Genomic DNA, 24369 nt, shown 5'->3' on the forward strand with positions numbered 1-24369 from the left:
GTTTAATTTATATACCCGTTATCACTGAAACCTGCATCTTGAATGGTAACGGGTATAGCACACGAACGTGTTGATTATGAATAAGATCTAAGCTTTTGCAATAACTTCATATAAAACTTCGATATTGTGATGAGCAGTCTATACTTAGACATAAGTGTTGCAATAGTGTGGCGTAGTGTTAAAACAATAATAATAGGATATGATATTGTTTATAAAAACAGTACTTGGTTTATTTACCACAAAGAGAGTTAAGCTAAATTAACGATGTTGAAATTATTTGTATTCATATTAATAAGCGTTTCCTTATACAGTGGCCAAGCCAATGCAGCTGCTTGCTCGCCCCCAAATACCAGTAATTGTTATACCTTACAACTTCACTACACCTTTTCTGAAGGCCTCAATCAAAATACGGCAGATGTTAGCGGTAATGGTCGTGATGGTACGCTACTTAATAGTCCTACTTGGGTTGCTAATGGCCCTAATTATTACCTAGAGTTTAACCGCGCTAATAAAACCAGCGTTAGATCATCAGCCTTCCTACCCCCTGCTGATGGTGTCGTTGCTTTTTGGTTGAAAGTGCCCCCCAAATCTCCTGTTAGAAGGCGTATTTTTGGCTTTGATGATGGTTGGGAAATACGCTGGGAACCTGACAATATTATGTACCTAGACATTAATAAAACAGGTACTAATGAGAGTATTCGCACTAGCTCAGCCATTACAGCTACAAACACTTGGATGCATATTGCCGTTGTGACTAGCGCAACAGATAATACGTGGTCGGTATATATTGACGGCGTATTAGATAATAACGGTTCAGAAACACTAACAGCTCGCTCTAATCCTAAGCCATTGAGTATAGGAACACGAACAGGCAGTAATGATTACTTAGACGGTTCTATTGACGACTTTAGAATATATTCTGGTGTGCTTACCCCTGCCGAAATAGCCGCATTAGCGGCGCAATCACCCGATTGTTGTTTAAGTTACCCCTACGAAACTGACTTTGAAGGTGCGAATACTGAATGGACACCAGATAACGACTGGGCAATGAGTAGTACAGGCCATTCGGCTTGGCAAGCCCGATCAGGTTCAAAATTTATAGATAATAATCCATCACAAGTGGACCAAGAACTTCATCGTAATGATTATATTACTTTAAACAAGCCTGTTTATATTCCAACGAATGCGGTGCAACCCACACTAAGTTATTACTATAAATCAGGATTATTTTCAGGCCAAGTGTATAGTCAAATATCAACTAATGGCACAAGTTGGAATGCGTTAGAAACCTACACCGATAGAGATAACCATGACGAATATACAAAGCGGGAAGTCAGTTTAGCAAGTTATAAGGGCCAAGCTGTTCAAATTCGATTTCTCCAATACCATAACACAGGTGCTGGACCTCGCTTGTTTGTCATCGATGATCTTCGTATTGGTGACTTTCAATCAGACGATTACAGTTATCCATACACCAACGGTTTTGAAACCGCTAATTTGCGAGAGCATTTTAACTATGAAGGAAACTGGAATAGCTCTCAAGCACATGATGGATTATGGTCTCCTAGTGAAGGTAATTACTTCTTAGATAATAATTACAATAATGAAAAAGAAGTACAATATTACGACCATTATGTCACCATGAATGGCTTTATTACTCTGCCTTCAGGCTCTGCTAATCCGATGATCAGCTTTGATTATTTATCTAGTATTTTTGATGGGCAAGTTTATTTACAAATTCAAGAGTATGGCTCTACAACATGGACATATTTAAAAACCTTTAATGAGCAATTGAATCATAGCCCTCACACAAAGTACGAATATCATCTTTCAAACTATTTAGGTAAAAAAGTTCGTTTCCGCTTTAGGCAGTATTGGTACAGTAATCATCTAAATGCTCGAGCATTTTCTATTGATAATATTTTTGTTGGTGAACTCACAGACGAACTACCTTTCCCTTACATCAATGACTTTGAAACAGTCGCAGAAAAAGCGCAATGGTACCCTGATGGTGATTGGGGCATTTCTACAGCTCATGATAGTCAATGGTTTCCTAGCAGTGGAAATTATTTTTTAGACAATAATCCTGACAAAGAAGATCAAGCACTTCATCGAGAGCACTATGCAACTATGTCTGGTTATATACCACTGCCGACTGATAGCAGTAACGTTGTTGTTAGCTATGATTTTTTAGCAAGTATTAAAAATGGGCAAGCGTATTTATATATTCAAAAACTTGGAGAAAGTAATTGGGTAGCCTTAAAAACATACACAGAACAATTTAATCGAAAAACTTATACTCAAGAAGAAATATCGTTAGCCGCATACGCCGGTGAAAAAGTACGTTTTAGGTTCAGACAGTATTGGAACGCTGATACTGGAGCTCGTGTGTTTACCGTCGATAATTTTCAAGTTAAACAAGCGAATTTAGAGGAATATGCTTATCCTTACTTCAATGATTTTGAAACTTCAATATCAACCCCCACAGATAATGGGCAAGATCAATGGCAACACATTGGTGATTGGGGTGTTTCGCAGGCGCATGACGGGGTTTATGTACCTAAAGACGGTTCTTATTTTTTAGACAACAATGTTGAATATGTAGATCAAGCCAACCATCGTGATCATTATTCAACGATGAAGGGATTTGTTCAATTACCTACATCTCCGGCTAATCCCATGGTTAGCTTTGATTACATTTTGTCGATAAATGGGGGGAATACTTATTTACAAATACAGGAAGAAGGTTCTAGTACTTGGGCCTATTTAAAAACCTTTACCGAGCAACTTAATCACACGCTTTACACTAAATATGAATATAATTTATCGGGATATTTAGGAAAAAAAGTTCGGTTTCGTTTTAGGCAATATTGGAATTCAGAGGCAGGAAAACGCGTATTTCCTATCGATAATTTTTTTATTGGCGAATTAACCCAAGCGTTACCTTTTCCATACGCAAACGGTTTTGAAACACCTGAAGAACAAGCACAATGGTACCCCGATGGAGATTGGAACATATCTACCGCGCATGATACTAAATGGTATCCAAGCAGTGGTTCATACTTTCTAGACAATAACGCTGATAATGAAGATCAAGCCAATCATAGAGAACACTTTGCGACGTTGTCTGGTTATATACCGTTACCTGCTGATAGTAGTAACGTTGTCGTCAATTTTGATTATGTATTAGCTGCAAAAGATGGGCAATTTGAGCTGTATATACAAAAATTAGGTCAGAGTAATTGGACTTATTTAAAAGCCTATACTGATCAGCTTAACCACAACAAATATACTAAAGAAGAAATTTCTTTAGCCGCTTATGGTGGTGAAAAAGTCCGCTTTAGATTTCGACAATATCATTACTCTAGTGGTGGTGCGCGAGTTTTTTCTATCGACAATTTTAAGGTTGAATATGTAACGCTTGATGAATATAACTATCCATATTTTAACGATTTTGAAACACCTATTTCTACCGCGGTAATTAATGGGCAAGATCAGTGGAAAAATACAGGCGATTGGGATATTTCAAAAGCCCACGACAGTATTTATATACCAGAAAGTGGCGAATACTTTCTAGATAACAACGCCAACAATGAAGAGCAAGCCAATCATCGAGAACATTACGCTACTATGAATGGTTTTGTAACTTTACCTGAGAAGCCCGCAAACCCTATGCTTAGTTTTGATTACAACACAAAGGTATTTGGTGGGCAGGGGTACGTACAAATTCAAGAGTTCGGTTCAAATACATGGCGAAATTTAAAGACGTTCAATGAAGTGGTTAATCATACCCCTTACACTAAATTTGAATATTTTTTAGGGGCTTACGCGGGTAAGAAAGTTCGTTTTAGATTTAGACAATATTGGTATTCCGATACACGCCCTGCGCCTAATCATCAGCGCGTATTCTCAATTGACAACGTGTTTATTGGTGAGCTCACTGACGAGTTACCATACCCTTATGTAAATACTTTTGAAACACCTGCTGAGCAAGAAGAATGGCAGAATGAAGGTGATTGGGCAATTACTACAACTCATGACACTAAATGGTATCCTAAAAACGGTAGCTACTTTTTAGACGGTAATGCTGATAATGAAGATCAAGCCAGCCATAGAGAACACTATGCAACATTGTCTGGTTATATTCCTTTACCAGCAGATACCAGTAATGTGGTAGTAAGTTTTAATTATTTATTAAATACTTTTGAAGGCCAACCTTATATTTATATTCAAAAATTAGGTGATGATAACTGGACCTACTTACGCGCCTACACCAGTACATATAACCATGATGGTTATATGCGAGAGGAAATACCACTAACAGCCTATGCTGGCGAAAAAGTACGCTTTAGATTTAGGCAATATTATTATGGTACAGAAGGAGCTCGTGTATTTACTGTAGATGACTTCAAAGTGGGAGAGATTGATTTACCTGATTATGAATATCCATACTTTAATGATTTTGAAACGGAAACATCTACGGCAAGTGTTAATGGCAGAGACCATTGGGATTTGCAAGGTGATTGGAATATATCTACAGAGCATAATACGGTTTATCAACCTAAAAGTGGTAGTTACTTTTTAGATAATAATGCTGATTATGAAGATCAAGCCAGCCATAGAGAACACTTTGCTGCAATGCTAGGTTATGTGCCCATTGCGTCTGATGCAAATAATCCACAGTTAAGTTTTTGGTATAAGGCTAATGTTTTCGGAGGTTTTGCTTACGTTTATATACAAGAAAAAGGCTCAAGTACTTGGAACCATCTTTTTACTTTTTCAGACCAATCTAATCACGATGAATATACTAAATATAACTATGATTTAAGCGCCTACAAAGGAAAATCTATTCGTGTGCGATTCCGTCAATATTGGTATAACGATGAAGGTGAAAGGCTTTTTACTGTTGATGACTTTAGAATTGGCGACGATGATAGAATTAACTTAAGTTACCCTTACGAAAATACGTTTGAAACCGAAGCCGAGCGCGCTGACTTTATCCCTGATGGTGATTGGGGGATATCACAAAGCCATGATACTGATTACGTTCCTTACGAGGGTGATTGGTTTATAGATAACAATGCAAGCTTTGAAGAGCAGCAAAATCATAGGCAGCATTATATTACTCTTGCTAATTATATTGAAATTCCTACGAATGCCGTAGTGCCTACATTAAGTTTTTGGTACAAAGCAAATAATTTTGATGGTGGGGCTTATGTAGAAATTCGCCGTAAAAATGATACCCGCTGGATTGGTTTGTATAACTTTGTTGAAGACAAGAATCATGACGAATATGTGAAGTTTGAAGCGCATTTAGATGCATACAAAGGTGATGCCGTTATTATTCGTTTTAGGCAGTATTGGAACAGTACTGTTGGTGAACGTGCTTTTGTTGTTGATAACTTTAGGTTAGGAGATCTTATTCAAGAGCAATATGTTTTTCCTTATTTTAATAACTTTGATACAGAAATATCGACTGCTTCAACCAATGGTAGAGATCATTGGAATACGCAACATGATTGGAAAATATCGGATCAAAATACGGTTACAGGTTCCGCAGCTAGTGGCGATTGGTTTTTAGATAATAACCCTGACGATGAAGATCAACGTCGTCATTATGAACAATACGCCAATATGCATGGGTTTATTCCTATTCCAGCAAGTGCGGTTAATCCTAAAGTGAGTTTTGACTATCAGAGTAATCTCTTGGGTGGTTATGCTTATTTACAAATACAAAAGGCGGGGTCTTCAACATGGACCTACTTAAAAACTTTTAGCACAAATGATAATACTGCTGTTTATAAAAATTATAGTCGCTCGCTAACCGATTACAAAGGTGAAAGCGTTCGCTTTAGGTTTAGGCAGCATTATAATTCAACCGCTGGTGAACGCGTATTTAACGTTGATAATTTTACCGTTGATCAAGAACTACTGGGTATTTGGTATTTTGAAGAAAACTGGCAAGATGCAACAGGTAATGGCGTTAATTTAAACCCAGTAAATACGCCTGTTTTTGATGATACTGACCGAGCCAAAGACGGTGATATTGGCTCAAATACGAGTACCTGTTTTTATACGGGTTATGAAAACGACCAATATGCTATAGCGCCGAATACGGATATACAAAGTCACTTCAATGAAATAACCGTATCCGCATGGATAAACCCTACATCTTATAATGCAAGTTTGAGTACTATTTTTAGTAAAAGCGACGATTTTTCTATCTACTTAAACAGTGCCGGTAATATTCAGTGGCAATACCTAAATACTCAACTCACCAGTGGTTCAGCTGTACCATTAAATCAATGGACGCATATCGCCCTTACCTTTAAAAATGGTGAACAACACATATATATCAATGGTGTAAGTGCTGCTTCTGCATCAGTCGCAGGAGTACTTACTGATTTAGATGAAAACATATACATTGCTGCTGATTTAAATAGCACCAATAATACGGTTTATTCTGATCGATATTTTCAAGGCACTATTGATGAATTACGAGTGTACCGTATTGCGCAAAGTGCCTCTGCAATATCAACCGATATGGACGTACTGCACCCATGTGATATTAGTATAACTCCAGATCATTATCGAATAGAGCATGATGGTTTAGGACTTACCTGTGAGGCTGAAAACGTAACAATTAAAGCTTGTAATAATGCAGCATGTACTGAATTGAATGAAGAGCCGAAAACGGTTAATTTCTTGATTGATGGGGCAATTAATTCAACACGAACCTTCACAAAAGAAATAACTTTTAGTTTTGACCAAAAAACGCTAGCAACAGTTGCATTATCGGTCAATGCAGATGTTAATAGCCCGTCTATTAATAGTTTTCAGTGTGTGGGTGGTGAAGCCGCAACGCCATGTAACATGGTGTTTAACGATGCTGAATTGAAATTTTTGTATAACAATAATATTGATACGCCCATTGATAATCAAATAGCAGGAGAAGTTTTTCCTAAAAGCTTACATGTTAAAGCAGTTGAAAATAACAATGGCGCTTGTGTTAGCACCTTTAATAATAAAACGGTGAATATAGGCCTATCTCAAGAAAATTCGGTACCAAGTGGCACTGCGGGGCAGTTTTTTTATGCTAACAGTACAGTTATTGGAAAACACGGCGACTACACTAATGTGGCGTTAACCTTTGATAATGAGGGTAAAGCTATAATTCCAAACGCTAGATATGACGATGCAGGGCAAATTCGGTTACATGCTAAGTACAGTGAGGGTGTGGGAGGAGCTAATTTAATTGGTGTTAGTAATAATTTTTGGGTAAGCCCCGCAATGTTAAGAATAACAACGGCAGTATCAGACCTTGATACTACGGCATTGAATAACAATACCAATTCAGGCACTCCAACAATAGTCGCGGGTAAAACATTTAAATTAAATGTTACAGCCTACAATGCAAAAGGTCTGTCTAATTTTAAAGCTGAGCATATTACGCAAAACTACACCTCTTCTAGCCTACAATTATCTGTAGAAAGAATGGGGCCAACGGGGGCTGATACCTTTAATGGCAAGTTGAGTCTTGAATCTGGTTCTAATAGCTCATCAATTACGAGTACAACTTCATCTTTACCAAGTTACCAAGATGTAACATTAAAAGTTGAAAATGGTCAGTTACTTTCTGATGCAAAATATTCAGAGGTTGGTTTATTAAAAGTCGATATTCAAGATTTTGAATACGGTGGTATTGCAAACACAAGCATACCGTCAAGTGGAGCGATCGATGTAGGGCGTTTTATACCTGATCATTTTGATGTATCAATAGATACAAATAATGGTAACGGTTCATTCGAAAATGCTTGCGAACTTGGTGCTCAACACTTTACATACACAGGACAAAAATTTACCTATCAGTCTGCGCCAAAACTCATTATTAATGCGATGAATGCGGATGGAGGTATTACTCAAAACTATACCCATACTGATTACAGAAAATTAAAAGCCTCTGAAACCAGCATAAAGAGAACTTTTCCACTACTTGATGAAGACCAAAAAGGGGCTGATTTAATAAATAATGTGGATGTAGATAGAACATCATCAGCAGGTACACTGTCAATTTCTAAAGACTCTGCTGATAAAGATATTCACGGCTCTCTGACTTATACTTTTAACAAAGATGATGAATTTAGCTATACCAAGAATACAAATTCAAAAATTGGTGAATTTTCTTCTAAATATATTATTACCCTTGAAAGTGTTGAAGATAGCGATAGTGTGTCAGATTCCTCTGGAAATCAGTCATCCACACCGTTACCTTTATCTATAACCCCCGAACAAATAAAGCTTCGTTATGGCCGTTTGGCATTAAATGATAATTTTGGCCCTGAAACAAGCGATTTACCTATCACCTTATTTGCTCAGTACTGGGATGGTGATAAGTTTATAATCAATACCGCTGATCAATGTACCTTTGCAGATCCAGATAAGTTAAAAGTCTCAAAGTTTAATTTAACTGAGGTTAAAACAACAACGACAAAAGCCTTTAGCGAGGGAGAAAGACCGTTTGTGTTAAAAGCTCCTGGCGCAGGTAATAGGGGAACTGCTGAGCTAGAATACGAGACGATACTTATGCCATGGTTACAATATGATTGGCAAGGAGATGGTTCTCAACTCAATCCACAAGCTAACGCCGTATTTGGTATTTATCGCGGTAACGATAGGGTTATTTACTGGCGAGAAGTGTTCAGGTAATAGCACTCAATTCGATACGCTTACTATCATTACATTGAGCTATTTTTAACAATAGCTCAATTGATTCTTCGATGTGTCTAAAAACAATTAATGGGTAACTGACATAAGAATACGAAAAGTGTTGTGGTATTTTTTCTCGTCGGCTCTGCCATATTTTATTAAAATATCGTCTTTACCGTCGTTGTTGAGATCGTCTGTTACTAACATTTCTCCTTGATCAGGTATAACTGTTTCGTATTTTTTAGGCTTTTTAGCAAATAAACGGGCGTTGTCAGTACCAAGGTAAATTTTGAGGGTATCGTCGTCTTCAGACAGCATTAAGTCTTGTAACTTGTCCCCGTTTACATCTAATAAGATAACAACCGGATTGCCACTTGTACCTGAGCTTAAGCTAAAGTTCAGTTGAACTTCTTTAGTCACTTTAGACTTTTTATTAAAGTGACCTTTATCATCCATATAAAATAGATGGACGTCTTGATCTATACTACCAGAAAGTAAAGCACCAATAATTTGAGATAAACCAATATCAAATCCAGCCACTAAAATTTCATCTTTTTTGTCGTTATTAATATCAACAAATTGTATGTCAGTTAAGGTGCCTTCTGCTTTTATAGCACTGTCTGGCAGATCGAGAAAATACAGTTTACTATCGATGTTTTGGCCTAAATATATTTCATAGTCGTTGGTTTTATTTAAAACGCCTTCGCTTTGTGTAAACCTAACCACCATATCAATAATATTATCGTTATTGATATCTTTAATTTGTTCTATTTTTCGGTAACTTAGGTTGCTTTGATCGAGTTTTTCGCCATCTGCGCCTAACTTATTCCACCAATCAATATTGCTGATAAGTTTATTGATAGCAATAGTATGAGGAATAGGGCTTATGGTGGAATCAGCTTGCTGAAGAAAGTAAACCAACTGACCATTATGTATGTACATAACATCTTGTAAGTGATCAAAATTTACATCACCAAAATGTATGTTAGTTTTAAAGTATGTTATTTCTTCGGAAGTAAATAAAGCTTCAGGTTGAATGGGCAAAACTGATGTCTTAAGCCCTTGCTCCGTTTGTATGAATACATGCACTTGATTGAAATCAGCAATATAAATATCGTCATACTTATCGTTACTTAATTGGCTTATAAAATGCGCTTTAGCTAAGTACTGTTCGTTATTTCCTTTGGCTATAGATGAAATGGCATGAATAGATTTAAAGGGTAACTTTTTTTCTATTTGAGCTTGGTTCAATAAGTAAATGTTATTGCTTGATAAAAAGTAAAGTGTTTGTAGTTTATCTGCCTGCCAAGTTGAAATGTCAAAACTATAGAAATCTTTGGGAAGGGGGGTTCTATAATATTCAGTATACGTTTCTTGTTCGTTAAGTACGTAAATCATCAACCATCGATCGCCTAAGTCATCAACAGAAAAAGTGACTAATTCTTTGCCTTTATTATTTAATATATCAATAGGCATAACAGGGTGGGTAAGTTTAAAAGGAGTAGTGATCACCGTTTCAATAAAGTTAATATTTGATGATTTACTGTAGCTGTTGTGACTAAAAAGAAGGATAAATAAAAAAGTCGTCTTTACTAAAATGATAGTCATTGAAGATGATTTGTTATCCGATAACGTAATATTCATTCTAATGGCAAATATAACAGTAAGTTGTTTTTATATTGAACACTAGTTGTATCGTTAAGTTCAATAAGATTAAGGTAAGATTTTGTAAGCATGTAGCTTTGGAATGACGATAAATAAAAAGGCATACGTTATTAACGTATGCCTTTAGCGATAAATTATTTTTGGTGGGAGATATTAATTAACTTTTCTTACGTTGATTAACTAACACTAAACCAATCATAGACATAAATAAAATAAGAGAGCTTGGCTCTGGTACTGATGCTTGTATTTTTGAAGGACCATAAATAGCTAAAACTGTTGCTATATCATCGGCATGTAAATCGCTAATAGCGCCTTTGTATATTTCATGCATTACGGCACTTCTATTTGATGAGTGGCCTAAACCAATGGCATGTCCTATTTCATGTACCGCAACACTATAAACATCAAAAAAAGTTGACTTATCAATGCTCCAAGCTTCAGCGATATCAAAATGTATATCACCGCTGTGGTTAAAACCTTCCGGATAATATGCGTGTGCTAAATCTTTTGACGGACCATCAATCTCATGTCCAGCAATACGAATATCAGCCCCTGGAGTTGAGCCAAAAGGTTCGCCGCCGTCGGTAACCATTTTAAAAGTAATATCAGCTATAGAAGACCATAAACTAAACGCTTTTTCGATCTCTGTCATAAAACCTGTCGGCATAAAGCTTGATAAAGTAGATGTCGTACAAGGGGTTGGCTCAAAAGCACCTAAACATGAAATACCGTTATCCATTAAGCTCCAAGTTACTTCCCCCCCCTGTGTGCCTAATGTGGGATTACCCCACTTGTATCCTGAAATAACGCCAGCTTGGCTTGATAAGGAAAAGAGTAAAACAGTAGTAATAGAGCATATTTTAATTAGTTGTATAAAAGTTCTCATGATGAATGACTTTGTTTGTAATAGTTATAATTTAGTTTAGGTGTTTTATATTATTTAGTCTAGTAACCGCGAGTTAAATAGACACTTTAGCCATAAATGAAATATATTAGGTCTCGTCGTCTAGTAAAGGCAAGCTAATAGTAAAAGTGGTCCCTTTACCTTCTTCACTCGTTACTTTGATGATTCCTTTATGTTTTTCAATAATACCGAATGATACCGATAAGCCTAAACCTGTGCCAACTCCTACGGGTTTAGTTGTGAAAAAAGGATCAAATATTTTCTTACGTACTTCTCGTGGCATACCTTTTCCGTTATCTGCTACTTCAATAACAACCCAGTTTTTGCCTTTTTCTTTCTTGGTATATGTTTTAATAATGAGTAAACCTTTATCTTCGCAGGCGTGAGAGGCATTTAAAAATAGATTCATTAATACTTGATGAATTTCACCAGAATGACAAAGTATTAGAGGCACCTCTGTAAATTGTTTTTCCACCTGCATTTTGTATTTGAGTTCACTCCAAACGACCTTTATTGATTCATCAATAATGTCGTTAATATCGCCAAATTCCATTTCAAGTTCGCCTGCATGAGTGACTTTTTTCAAGTTGGCTACAATGGCACTTACTCGGTTTAATCCTTTAATAGTGTCGCTAAGTAACTCCTTTAAGTCACCTATAATAAAGTCCATATCTTCTTGTTTTCGGTAAGCTTGATATTGGGTAGTAAGAGGGTGATCCGTTAATGTAGAAATATTAGAAATTACAATTTCGTCAAGGTGAATAAATGACTCTATATACTCAGACAATGTTGTTAAATTACTTAATGAAAAGCCAATAGGATTATTAATTTCGTGAGCAACGCCAGCAGCAAGTTGACCGATAGAAGCCATTTTTTCAGATTGCACCAGTTGATCTTGAGCTTCTTCAAGTGCACTAACTGTACTTTGTAGTTGCACTACGCTGTCATAGAGGGTGCGCGTTTTATCATCGAGTAATTGTTCTGCTTTTTTTCTGGCAAAGTGCTCTCGTTCATAGGCTGCTTTATAAGGATCTGTAGTTGACAAAATTTACTCCTTAAATTTTACAACAAGCTTGCATCTGTCTTTACCGGTATGCATACATTCAGGATGCGATATAGAAATTTCTTCATCAAATTGTTTAGCTGCACCATAAATTAAACCGATACTTGCATGACAAAGTTTACGTTTAGAGCTGTAATACATGATGAGATCTGTACCTTCACCATCTTCATATTCAAACTTAGGTAGGTAGGCGTTAGGGTGTAATCTTTTTACTTCGACGTGAATAACACTATGTATTGATAGTAAAAACTCACGTAAGGTTTTAATATTGGAAACATCAGTAGGACAATTTGCATAAAGGGAAGTAAATAAGTATTGCCCAAAAGCTTGAATAAGTTTTTCAGGCTCAATACCTGTTTTTTCAGAGAGCACAACAACCATGTTAACTAATTCGCTGTCTGCGTATTGTTCTCCCGTTGTATACATACCTTGAGACGCCGGTTCGGTTTTTTCTATGAGTTCATTCCATTGTTCCATCCCCATTTTTTCTATAATCATATCTGAAAAAGCAGTAAATATTGACCCTTGCATATTAGCTCTCCTCAAGCGATAAATAGCGTAACTTTTGTATTGTATGTTTCTTCGTATTCTTTTAATTTTTCAACCATTGTGCTGTTAATTTCTTGTCCTGCTTTTAGCATGACGTTGCCGTTATGCAGTATTAAATCTTCTAATAATGTATCTCCGGGTTTTAATGCTTCTAGCCCTATACTAAATTCCATTTCGTTTTCGTCAGACTCGCGCTTACCCAGTAAGTCAATAAATGCCTGTAATATATGACGGTCGTACCAAACCCCTGAGCGTTCTTTCATCCATGCGTAAGCATTGGGAATAGACATTTTGTTTTTGTTGGCTTTACCAGCAATTAAAAAATCAAAGTCTTTAACAACTCTAATAATACGAGCACCAATCGGAATGTTTTCGCCAGATAAATGCCCTGGAAACCCTGTACCATCAATGTTTTCGTTTTGATGGAGTATGTTTTCTATTAATGGTGCAAAACGTTTAACTTTACCTACTATTTTAGCTCCAATCACTGGGTGACTAACTAAGGCATCGTCGAGTTTTCCTGCTCCTAATGTACTGGCTTGTAGCACCTCGTCGGTAAGACCTACGGTGCCAATTTCATGGAGAAGTGCGCATAAATAAATGCGTTGGCAATTGGCGTCGTCTAATTTAATAAACTTAGCTAAAGTTTTGCATTGGATGGCGATGCGTTTAGAGTGACCAGCACTAAAGCCTGTTCTATATTCAATAGTGGCAGACATCATGTCGAGTACATCATACAGCAAGCTTTTTTGAGTATTGAATGCGTTGTTTAGTTTTTTTTGACTGGCTTGTAATGCTTCTGTACGTTGATTAACTTTTAATTCTAACGACTGATTAAATTCGGCAAGTTCTTTATTAGCTTTGGCAATTTGTTTGTTAAGGCTTTTAGCTTCTTTTTTAAGAAGGTAGTGGTCGGCAGCTTTAGTTAAGGTCAGTTTTAGCTCTTGGTTGTCCCAAGGTTTACTTATATAAGTATATACACCGCCGTCGTTTATGGCTTTTATGGTTGAGCTCATATCACTATAACCAGTTAATAAAAGGCGAACAGCGTTGGGAATTATATCTCTAGATTTTGCTAAAAAATTAGCTCCATCCATTTCAGGCATACGCATATCAGACATGATCATGTCTACGTGATTCTCTTTTAAATATGTAAGAGCTTCGTTCCCCTGATTAAACGTTATAATGGTGTAATCTTTACGCAGTAATCTTTTTAGCGCATTGAGTATATCTTGCTCGTCGTCTAGCAGTAATAAAGTTAAAGGCGTTTTTTCTTCAGGCGTTTTTTCGCTTGATATAGGAGCTATTTCATCAGTCATAAAGTTCCCTTTGTATCACAGGTCTATATTGGTTTTATTGAATAATAAGGTGAAATGGGTAAAGTCTTGTCGATTGATTGCTTTGCTATACCAATAACCTTGTAATCGCTCACACCCCATTTTTGTTAGTGTGAGTGCTTGTTGCTCTTCTTCAACAAATTCAGCAACAATTTCAAGAGATAATGTTGTTGCAGTAGAAATAATATTATTAAGCGCTGTTGTTTTTTCTAAGCTGTCGTACATCCCTTTAATAAAGCAACCATCTATTTTTACTACATCGATGGGTAATTCACATAAATATTCATATGAAGCGTAGCCAGTTCCAAAATCATCTATGGCTATTTTTATTCCTAAGTTACGCAAAGTGATCAGTTGTTCACGTGTTTCTTGAAAGCTTTTAACTACGCTCGTTTCTGTTATTTCTATTTCCAATGCTGAGGCTGCAATTTGATATTCTTTAAGCTTGTTTATAATAATTTGTGTGAGTTTAGGGTTACCTAATTGGCTGGCAAATAAGTTAATACTCATGCGCACACCTTCAAATAACTTTGACTCGCTAGACATAAACTGAAATGTTTGATTTAAAATCATTTCTAATAATTCGTCTGCCATACCATAACGTTCAATATATGGGAGAAACTTATCTGGAGTCAGCATGCCATGTACAGGATGAAACCATCGTATTAAAGCTTCACAGCCTGTTACTTTATGGGCGTTTAAGTTGATTTGAGGTTGGTAATGTAAGGTTAATTGGTTGTGTTTTATTGCGTGTTGTAATTCACTAATAAGCATTGCTCGTGAAAACCAAGCGGTATTCTGTTCAGGTGTACAAAATACAATTTTTTGATCGTCACTGGTCAAATCATTTATTTGTTTAATATTGCGTTCAAGGTTTTCTGTTAAGTTGTTTTGCCAGTCATGTATCGCAGTAATACCCACACACCCATCAACACTTACTTCTTCATCATCAATACCTATAGGTGTTGAAATAATACGCAATAGCGCGTTACTGTCTTTGCCTATAGTGGCTTCATTTTGTAATACGACGGCAAAAAGGTCATCTTTTACGCGTGTCATGATATTGCTCGGAAACATGATGTTGAGTCGTCTCGCTATTCCTTTAAGTATTTTATTTCCTGCTTTATATCCATGCTTTTCATTTAAACTTGAGAAATTTTCAATGTTAAGTAAAGCAACGCAAGCACCATTTAATTCATTTAAACCTAAATGTTTGATTTGTTGTTTAAACATTTTTAACGTGGGGATATGAGTTAAGGTGTCATGTGTACGCTTTGCTTCATGCTCTTTGATGGTGTCTTGCAGAAATAATCGTAGTTGATCGTTATCCCATGGTTTACATAAAAATTTACTGATAGAACCATCATTTAAAGCTTTCGCAAAGCCTTGCATGTCTGCCTGTCCAGACAACATCAAGTTTAAAATATCAGGGTAAAGGCGATGTATTTCAGCGAGTAACTCACTACCATTTACATCGGGCATACGGTAATCAGAAATTACAATGTCGATTTGATTATTGGCTAAAATAATAAGCGCTTCAGATGCAGATTGGGCTTCATGAATAGCAGAAAAATCGTTTCGTAAAGCTCGTCGTAATGCTTTGGTAACCGATGGTTCATCGTCAACCAATAGTATTTCGTAATGCATACTTACCTCAATATCGAACTTTATACCTGTTTTGTTAATGTAACAGGCATTACTTAAAGAATAACAACTCATGAATTGTCAACATAACGTGCTTTAACTGTAGTAGATGTTAAAGATTATTCAATTTTTAGAGGGGGAATAAAACGATCATTAAAAAACATTTTAATTTAATGTTATGATTTTATAGGTTTTTATAAGGTTTTAAGTAACCTGGGTTCGGCTTAATAAATGTTCTTCTAGCAGCTACTTTTACTAACTTCTGCGTTAAATTCACTTGCAATAGGCCAGCTATTGACGCGTAAATTTGCCTTGAATTAAGTAAAACTATCAAGCTAGAAGCGAACCGAGTTTTTAGTGATTACTTTTCAAGGAGTTAACAATATCTTAAACCGAACTCAGGTTAAGTAAATTGAAAGTTAATGGTTAGATTGAATTGTATGTGGTTTAAATGAGGTTCAAGAAGGTATGAATAGCAGCATAGCTATTATGCTGCTAAGAATAAATTTTATTTTTCATGTTTAAATTTTGTTTTAATTAAAGGTTTGTTGATCGCAGCGCAAGGAGTGTCGCATAGTTGTTTTATGTAAAGGTCTTGCAACAATGAGTAAAAAGCTAATGAACTACTGCAAAAATAATCCGCAAAGATCAACCGATCCTATATTATTTCTACAATTTGCTTGCCAGTAAAACCACCATTAAGTTGTCTTCGTAATGCTGCTGAAACACTTTCTGCATCAAAACTGATGGCAAATATTTCAGGGACGCTAATGTTACCGTTAGCGACATTTTCTAACAAAAGTTTATTCATAAAACTCATGTGTTGTTGCGCACATAAGCTATTTGCTAGCCATGCACCACCTAAAGATACAACACTGATATTTGGCGCTTTTCTAAACATGAGCTCAGGCTCAAAGGCTGGTAAGGTTTTTAAGCAGGCTATACGGCCACAAAATTGCATCAGCTCTATGTTTCTTACCGTTGCTTCACCACCTATGGTGTCTATAACGGCATCAAACCCTTGCGGACCTAATACAGCGCGTATTTTTTCACAGAGCTTTTTGTCGCGAGCATCAAAAACTTCATCAGCGCCTAACTTTTTTACAAGTTTATGGTTATGTTTTGAAGCGGTTGTAAACACGTCAGCACCACGCTGTTTGGCAAATTGAATGGCAAATTGTCCAACAGCGCCAGCTCCCGCTTCAATAAAAACAGTATCGCCTTCACTTACTTGAGTTTTTTCTAAAGCAATAAGTGCCGACATACCTGAACAAGGAATAGTTGCAGCGGTATTACTGGTTATGCTTTCTGGGATAAGAGATACGGCGTAATTTGCTACTTTAGCGTATTCACTAAGTACCCCTTGTTGCGCCAAGCTTGAATGCCACATAACGCGATCACCAACACTAGGAAACAGTCCTTTATTGGCTTGTACAACAGTACCTACAGCATCTAACCCTAAAACATGCGGATACTCCCATTTACAAAAACCTGTTTTAGCAAATTGCGCATCTAAAGGGTTTAGCCCAACAGATTCAACCTTTACTAATATTTCGTTTTCATCACACAGGGGTAATGGCAGCTCAATTTTAGACAGGTTCATGTCTTCATTGGGTTGCTCCAGCACAATAGCTTGCATTGTGCTGGGTAAATCGCAAAGTTGTATTACATCGTTAGTAGGCATAAAAAAACTCTAGTTTTCGACTGTTAACTTATGACTCCAATGACCGTTGAATGCTTGATATGTACTTACTTTTGCAATTAACGATGATATGGCAGAGTCAATATTACTTTTTTCGGCTATTAAAACATCCTGTCGTGCATCTAACAACTCTAAGTAGGGGATTTGCCCTTCTTGGTACATAGCCTGTGCTTGTAAAAAAGCATTATTTGCATGTTTAAAGCGGTCTTCGGCAAATGCTTTTTGGTTTGTTTGCTTTACCAATAATTGTAACGATAATTCACTTTCGTTGATCGCTTTAAGTACAACTTGTTGGTACTCGCTATAGGCGGCTTTACTGAGAAATTCCTGTGCTTCTTTTTGTGCTAGCAATGCAGGGTAACTTAATAAAGACCACTCTATTTGAGGGCTAACTTGCCATTGTTGTTGGGTGTCGACTAATCGTGTGTTATTTAATCCTAAAATACCAGCAAAGCCACTTAAGCTTATATTAGGTAATAAGGCTTTACTCGCCGAAACACTTAATGAGTATGCCTGACTAAAATTGTATAAGGCTTGATTTATGTCAGGTCGTAGCGCTATTGCGTTATTGGGTTGAGCAATTTGTACATTAAGCGAACTTGCAAGTATGTCATTCTTTGTGTTGACAGAAATTTCGTTAGTTAACCTACCTGTTAATAAAGCGAGTGTTGATAAATCGCGATATTGAGCATATTTAATTTCAGGTAATAACGCTTGTTGCTGACTGAGTTGTGCTTTGGTTCGGTTAAGATCTAGTTCGCTAGCAACACCTTCGTTTACACGTACTTCCAGTACCGCAATACTTTGCTTCAGCGCTTCAATTTGATTAGTAATAATACGCTGTTTTTGTATATTGCCTTGGTAATTTATGTAGCCTTTAACAACAGAGGATACTATGTCTACCTTAAGTAGTCGTAATTGTTCAGCTTTGCTCATAGCAGACGCATTAGCGGCGTCTACTAATGCAGTTACTCGACCAAATAAATCCAGCTGCCAATCCATACCTAAATTAGCTTCGGATTGACGAGTAATGGTTTCGGCTAAGCTTGTACGCTTAGCTGAAACGGTAAAACCACCTTGAGGTAAGTACTCTGCTTTTTGAGCGCCTAAACGCGCTAAAGCACTTTTTAACTGTAACTGACTTGTTTTTAAATCATAGTTTTTGGCAAGCGAGTCGTTAACCAGCTCGTTTAATTGAGCTGAGTTTAATTGATACCACCAGTTTGTTTCGTCTTGTTCAGATAAATTTGAGGCGATATTGGCTCGTTCAACAAAGCTTTCTAGTAATTGTTGGTGTTGTGCTTCGTCAATTTTGCTGGCACAACCGGACACAATCGTTGAAGTCACCATAAGAGCAGCTATAGCCATTTTATTTTTAACTGATTTGATCATGATTTACTCCTCAACCTTTTTCTTGGTGCCTTTAGTAAGGAACATATAAAAAACAGGGGTAAATAAAAGTCCAAATATGGTTACACCTATCATGCCTGAAAATACTGCATTACCCATAGCATGGCGCATTTCAGAACCAGCACCTGTTGCTAAAACTAAGGGAACAACGCCTGCGGTAAATGCAATAGAAGTCATTAATATAGGGCGTAAACGCATACGACAAGCTTCGATAATGGCTTCAAAGTGTGACAAACCTTTATCGTTTTGGTCTTTAGCAAACTCCACCATAAGTATGGCGTTTTTGGAGGCTAAGGCGACTAATACAATTAAGGCTATTTGCGTAAATATGTTGTTGTCTGAACCTACTAGCCAAACACCTAATAATGCAGAGAATATTGTCATGGGTACAATCAGAATAATCGCTAACGGCAAACGTAAACTTTCGTATTGTGCTGCTAGTACCATAAATACTAATAGTACAACCAGTGGGAATACGTAAACCATAGTGTTACCCGCTAATATTTGCTGATATGTCACGTCGGTCCATTCATATTGAATACCTTGCTCTAAGGTGTCAGCTAAAATAAGTTCGATTGCTGATTGCGCTTGATCTGAGCTGTAACCTTGAGCTGCGCTACCGTTTAGCTCTGCACTTGGGTAACCGTTATAGTGCATAACACGATCAGGACCAATAGTGGGTGTTACGGTTAATACTGAACCTAGTGGCACCATATTGCCTTGGCGATTACGTACTTTTAAATTGAGTATTTGTGCTGGGTCTTGACGGAATTCAGCATCGGCTTGTGCATTTACCTGATAAGTACGACCAAATAAATTAAAGTCGTTAACGTACGCAGAACCTAAATAAATTTGTAATGCGTCGAAGACTTCATTCAGTGGTATGCCTTGTATCAAGGCTTGTTCACGGTCAATATCAATATCCATTTGTGGTACTTGAATACGGAAACTTGAAAACATGCCTGTTAAAGCCGGATCTGCATTTGCTTTTTTAATAACGGCTTGTAAGTTGTTAAATAATACTTCAAAGCCTTTGTTTTCTTGATCTTCCAGCTGTAGCTTAAAGCCACCTGTTGTACCTAAACCACGAATAGGTGGTGGTGGAAACACAGCAACAAATGCTTCATCAATTGCCATAAACTCTTTGTTCATTCTTCCTGCAATCGCTTGAGCTGATTCACCTGGCCCTTGTCTTTCTGAGAAAGGTTTTAAAGGCGTAAAAATAATTGCGCTATTTGGTGTATTAGCAAAGCCATTTATTGATAAACCAGGGAAAGCAACTGTATGGGCAACACCTGGTACTTTAAGTGCTATTTTTTCCATTTGTTTAACAACCGCTTCAGTACGATCTAAACTTGCAGCATCGGGTAATTGTGCAATGGCAACTAAGTATTGTTTGTCTTGTGGAGGTATGAATCCACCCGGTACTTGGTTAAATAACGTAATTGTGCTGCCGAGTAAGGCAACGTAAACAATACCTACGATTAACCCCATACGAATAAGTTTTTTAACTAATTTTTCGTACCCTTTTGAGCCTCGTTCAAATACACGGTTGAAAGGTTCGAATAACCACTTTCCAAATAACTTGTTTAAAATACGCGTTAATCTATCAGGCTTGCTGTCGTGCGATTTTAATAAAATAGCCGCTAATGCAGGCGATAACGTTAATGAGTTGAACGCTGAAATAAATGTTGAAATAGTAATTGTTAAGGCAAATTGCTTATAAAATTGTCCTGACAAACCTGAAATAAAGGCCGTAGGAATAAATACCGCACCTAGCACTAAGGCTATCGCAATAATAGGCCCTGTTACTTCGGTCATGGCAACACGAGTTGCTTCGAGAGGATTTAAACCTTTCTCAATGTTTCGTTCTACGTTTTCAACCACCACAATGGCGTCATCTACAACAATACCGATGGCGAGTACTAGCCCAAATAGTGACAAGGTATTGATGGAAACACCCAACCACTGCATCACCGCAAAAGTACCAATAAGAGAAATAGGTACAGCAATGAGGGGAATAATAGATGCGCGCCATGTTTGTAAAAATAGAATAACCACAATAACAACAAGTACGATGGCTTCGAGTAATGTGGTAATTACAGCGTCAATTGAGCCACGAACAAATATAGTGGGGTCGTAAACAATGTCGTATTCAACACCCGCTGGAAAGTTTTTAGATAAACGCGCCATGGTTTCACGTACTTGATCAGACAATTCTATCGCGTTAGCACCCGGTCTTTGGAACACCGGCATAGCCAGTGCTGGCTGACCATCAAGTAATGCACGTAACGAATAACTGCTTTGGCCTAACTCTACTGATGCAACGTCTTTAAGGCGTGTAATTTGCCCTTGCTCACCAATTTTTATAATAACGTCTTCAAATTCTTCAATGCTGTTTAAACGGCCTTTTACATTTAATAAAATTTGGAATTGGTTATCGTTTGCAGAAGGTTGTGCACCTAAGCTACCCGCAGCAACTTGTTGGTTTTGTTCACGTAGTGAGTTAAGTACATCACTTGCGGTAATAGCACGTGCAGATAATGCATCAGGATTTAACCAAACACGCATAGCATATTGGCTACCACCAAAAAGTCTAAAATCACCAACACCGGGTAAACGTGTAATTTGGTCTTTAATATATAAATCAGCATAGTTAGCTAAATAAGCCGTATCGTGGGTTTTTTCAGGAGAAAAAAGATGCACAACCATAGTAAGATCTGGAGACGACTTTTCAGCAACTACACCGAGTCTTTGTACTTCTTCAGGTAAGCGCGGTAAAGCACTGTTTACACTGTTTTGTACTTGAGTTTGTGCACGGTCTAAATCTGTACCTAAAGCAAAGGTTACTGTTAAAGATAAACGGCCATCGCCTGTAGCTTGAGAAGACATATACAGCATGTTTTCAATGCCGTTAATTTCTTGCTCTAAGGGAGTCGCAACGGTTTGTGCTATTACCGTAGGGTTAGCACCAGGGTAATTAGCCGTAACAACAACCGTTGGAGGTACCACTTCAGGGTATTCACTTATTGGTAATTGAAATAATGATATACCACCACCAATTAAAATAATCAGAGATAGCATGGCCGCAAAAATAGGGCGTTCTATAAAGAAATGGGAAAACTTCATTCTTAAGCCTTAGTACTTAGCGATTAAGTTAGTGGTATCAATTGACTCTAATGTAAAGGCAATACCTTCACTATCAATCGTAACGGCGTTTGGGTTAATTGGCATACCAGGTCCCACACGAGCCGGGCCATTTACTGCAATCACGTCACCTTCAGTTAAGCCTGATGTTATCGCACGTAACTTACCGTAACGTTCGCCTACTTCAACAAGTCGGTATTGCAAAACGTTATCTGCATCAACCACTAGAATAAAGTTATTTTCTAAATCAGTACCAATGGCTCTAGCAGGAACAATCACTTTTTCAGTAATCGCATTAGCAGCAACTTTTATACGAGCAAAAGAGCCTGTACGTAATTGGTGATCAACGTCTTCAAATACGGCGCGCACACGTAATGTTCCTGTAGATGGATTAATACGGTTATCAATAAAATTGATGTATCCGGTATAATTAAACTCTCTTTGCCCAACTTTTTGCATAACAACTTTCTGTTTGCTTTCTGCGGTAACATCATTAAAAGCTTCGTTCCAAGTGCGTTCGTCTATATCAAAGTAGGCATACATTCTTTGGTTTGAAACAATAGACGTTAATACACTTTGGCCAGCAATAATGTTGTTACCTTTTGTGATATTAGCGCGAGATATAACGCCATTAATTGGAGCACGAATAGAGGTAAACTCTAAATCAAGCATGGCCGCTTCAAGTTGTGCGTTTAATGCCGCCACTTGTGCTTCACGCTGGCGTAATGTTGATTCACGCGATTCAACTTGTTCTGTTGAAATCGCTTTACGTTCGGCGAGTCTAATAGCGCGTTTTGCTTCGCTTTTCGCTTGCTCTAATGCTGCTTTAGCGCTCATTACTTGTGCTTCTAAACTTGATACTACTGCAGCAAAAGGGCGGTTATCTAGTTGAAATAATAAGTCGCCTTCAGTAACCGTATCACCTTCTTTAAAAGCAATTTCATTGATAACACCTGATACTCTTGGCATTAATGCAACTTCTTCAGGCGACTCTATACGTGTTGTATAGGTATGCCAGTTTTGAACAGGTTTAACTAATACTTTAGCTACATCAATAGATTGAAGAGGACGCTGGCCTTGTGCTTGAGCAGAATTTTCACTACACCCTGAAAGGGCAATGGTTAAAACGAATACTGTCGAAATGAGAATATATTTGAACATTTTAAAACTCCTTTAATAATGGGGCGATCATACGGAACAAGCTTGTAGATAAAAAGCCTATATTTTTACACTTATTAGTGCCAAAATTGCACCAATAGGGTTTGAGGAGAGTATAAATTATGGATACAACAAGTCGATTACTTATGTTGTTAGATGTTATAGAAAGAGGCTCTTTTGCAAAGTCGGCGGCGTCGCGTAATATCGATCGCTCTGTTATTTCTAAACAGATCAGTCGATTAGAAGAAGAATTAGGTGTTCGGTTACTCAATAGAACGACACGTTCGTTTTCTTTAACCGCTGCTGGCGCAGAAATGGTTAAAAAAGCAGAGCAACTTAGAGAGTTGTTAGGTGAAACGGTTAGACTAGCAGAAAATTATCATCAGGAGCCTCGTGGTGTTTTAAAAATAACTTCGTCAACGATTCTTGGCCGTCGTTTTATACAGCCGGTGATTAACGATTTTCAAAAACGATTTCCACAAGTAGAAATTGAATTACATTTAGATGATCAACTGGTGGATGTAGTTGCTGAGGGCTTTGACCTAGCTTTTAGAATGGGCGAACCTAAAGATTCCTCACTCATTGCCCGTAAAATTGCTCGTAATCGATTAGTATTACTTGCGTCACCTGAGTTTATAGAAACTTACGGTATGCCAACTTCAATAGAAGAGTTGGGTGATTATCCTGCGGCAAGTTATTGGAGCCAATCGATTCGAGTTGAGAGTATTCGTTACTATAATGACAACAATGAAATATGTGAATTGAAAACTAAAAGTACGTTTAGAGCTAATGATGGTGAAGTACTTTTAATGAAGGCGTTATCAGGCACGGCTTATGTTTTAGTGCCTACTTTTGTTATTGAAAATGAAGTAAAAGACGGTTTACTTATTCCTTTGTTAACGGATGTTAAACTGGTGGACTATAGCCCAATGTACGCTATGTATCCTCATCGAGATTTACCCGTAAGAACACGCTTGTTTTTTGATGCTGTAAAAGATCATTTAGGTAAAGAAACTCCTATATGGGAAAACTCTATTCCGAATTTTGAACAGTTGTATCAGGGGAAGTAGTCAGAGTTTAGGTT

General features: G+C 37.3%; 12 protein-coding genes. 2 read left to right on the top strand and 10 right to left on the bottom strand.

The window, feature by feature from the left end; all coding sequences use genetic code 11:
• The first annotated feature begins 264 nt into the window (after nucleotides 1-264).
• Complete coding sequence (locus B0X80_RS10060; protein ID WP_077339959.1) at nucleotides 265-8706, top strand: DUF6701 domain-containing protein; 8442 nt, start codon at nucleotides 265-267, stop codon at nucleotides 8704-8706.
• An 87-nt stretch (nucleotides 8707-8793) separates the two neighbouring features.
• Here the strand turns inward: B0X80_RS10060 and B0X80_RS10065 are convergent, their stop codons facing one another.
• The 10 genes from B0X80_RS10065 to B0X80_RS10110 all read right to left on the bottom strand — a co-directional run bounded on the left by B0X80_RS10065 (nucleotide 8794) and on the right by B0X80_RS10110 (nucleotide 23288).
• Nucleotides 8794-10350: an FG-GAP repeat domain-containing protein gene (locus B0X80_RS10065; protein WP_139345308.1), complete on the bottom strand. Its 1557-nt coding sequence runs from the start codon at nucleotides 10348-10350 to the stop codon at nucleotides 8794-8796.
• A 178-nt stretch (nucleotides 10351-10528) separates the two neighbouring features.
• The gene (locus B0X80_RS10070) at nucleotides 10529-11257 is read right to left on the bottom strand and encodes a matrixin family metalloprotease (RefSeq protein WP_077340139.1); all 729 of its coding nucleotides are present in this window, start codon (nucleotides 11255-11257) and stop codon (nucleotides 10529-10531) included.
• A gap of 106 nt (nucleotides 11258-11363) precedes the next feature.
• A complete protein-coding gene (locus B0X80_RS10075) occupies nucleotides 11364-12320 on the bottom strand; it encodes a sensor histidine kinase (protein WP_077339963.1) in 957 nt (318 codons plus the stop codon).
• Nucleotides 12321-12323: 3 nt separating this feature from the next.
• A complete protein-coding gene (locus B0X80_RS10080) occupies nucleotides 12324-12869 on the bottom strand; it encodes a heme NO-binding domain-containing protein (protein ID WP_077339965.1) in 546 nt (181 codons plus the stop codon).
• Between the two features lie 11 nt (nucleotides 12870-12880).
• Nucleotides 12881-14206: a response regulator c-di-GMP phosphodiesterase, NosR family gene (gene nosR, locus B0X80_RS10085; protein ID WP_077339967.1), complete on the bottom strand. Its 1326-nt coding sequence runs from the start codon at nucleotides 14204-14206 to the stop codon at nucleotides 12881-12883.
• A gap of 15 nt (nucleotides 14207-14221) precedes the next feature.
• Nucleotides 14222-15871 (bottom strand): putative bifunctional diguanylate cyclase/phosphodiesterase, encoded by a 1650-nt coding sequence (locus tag B0X80_RS10090; protein ID WP_175623921.1) that lies wholly within the window; start codon nucleotides 15869-15871, stop codon nucleotides 14222-14224.
• 655 nt (nucleotides 15872-16526) lie between these two features.
• Nucleotides 16527-17552: a zinc-binding dehydrogenase gene (locus B0X80_RS10095; RefSeq protein WP_077339971.1), complete on the bottom strand. Its 1026-nt coding sequence runs from the start codon at nucleotides 17550-17552 to the stop codon at nucleotides 16527-16529.
• A 9-nt stretch (nucleotides 17553-17561) separates the two neighbouring features.
• Entirely contained in the window at nucleotides 17562-18962 is a 1401-nt protein-coding gene (locus tag B0X80_RS10100) for a TolC family protein (RefSeq protein WP_077339973.1), read from the bottom strand.
• A gap of 3 nt (nucleotides 18963-18965) precedes the next feature.
• Nucleotides 18966-22109 carry an efflux RND transporter permease subunit gene (locus B0X80_RS10105; protein ID WP_077339975.1) on the bottom strand — a complete coding sequence of 1048 codons (3144 nt, stop codon included), beginning with the start codon at nucleotides 22107-22109 and terminating at the stop codon, nucleotides 18966-18968.
• Nucleotides 22110-22118: 9 nt separating this feature from the next.
• Complete coding sequence (locus B0X80_RS10110; RefSeq protein WP_077339977.1) at nucleotides 22119-23288, bottom strand: efflux RND transporter periplasmic adaptor subunit; 1170 nt, start codon at nucleotides 23286-23288, stop codon at nucleotides 22119-22121.
• A 119-nt stretch (nucleotides 23289-23407) separates the two neighbouring features.
• Here B0X80_RS10110 and B0X80_RS10115 point away from each other — a divergent pair, with 119 nt between their 5' ends.
• Entirely contained in the window at nucleotides 23408-24355 is a 948-nt protein-coding gene (locus B0X80_RS10115) for a LysR family transcriptional regulator (RefSeq protein WP_077339979.1), read from the top strand.
• Nucleotides 24356-24369: the final 14 nt, after the last annotated feature.

Source organism: Pseudocolwellia agarivorans (assembly GCF_002000085.1).
GTDB lineage: Bacteria > Pseudomonadota > Gammaproteobacteria > Enterobacterales > Alteromonadaceae > Pseudocolwellia > Pseudocolwellia agarivorans.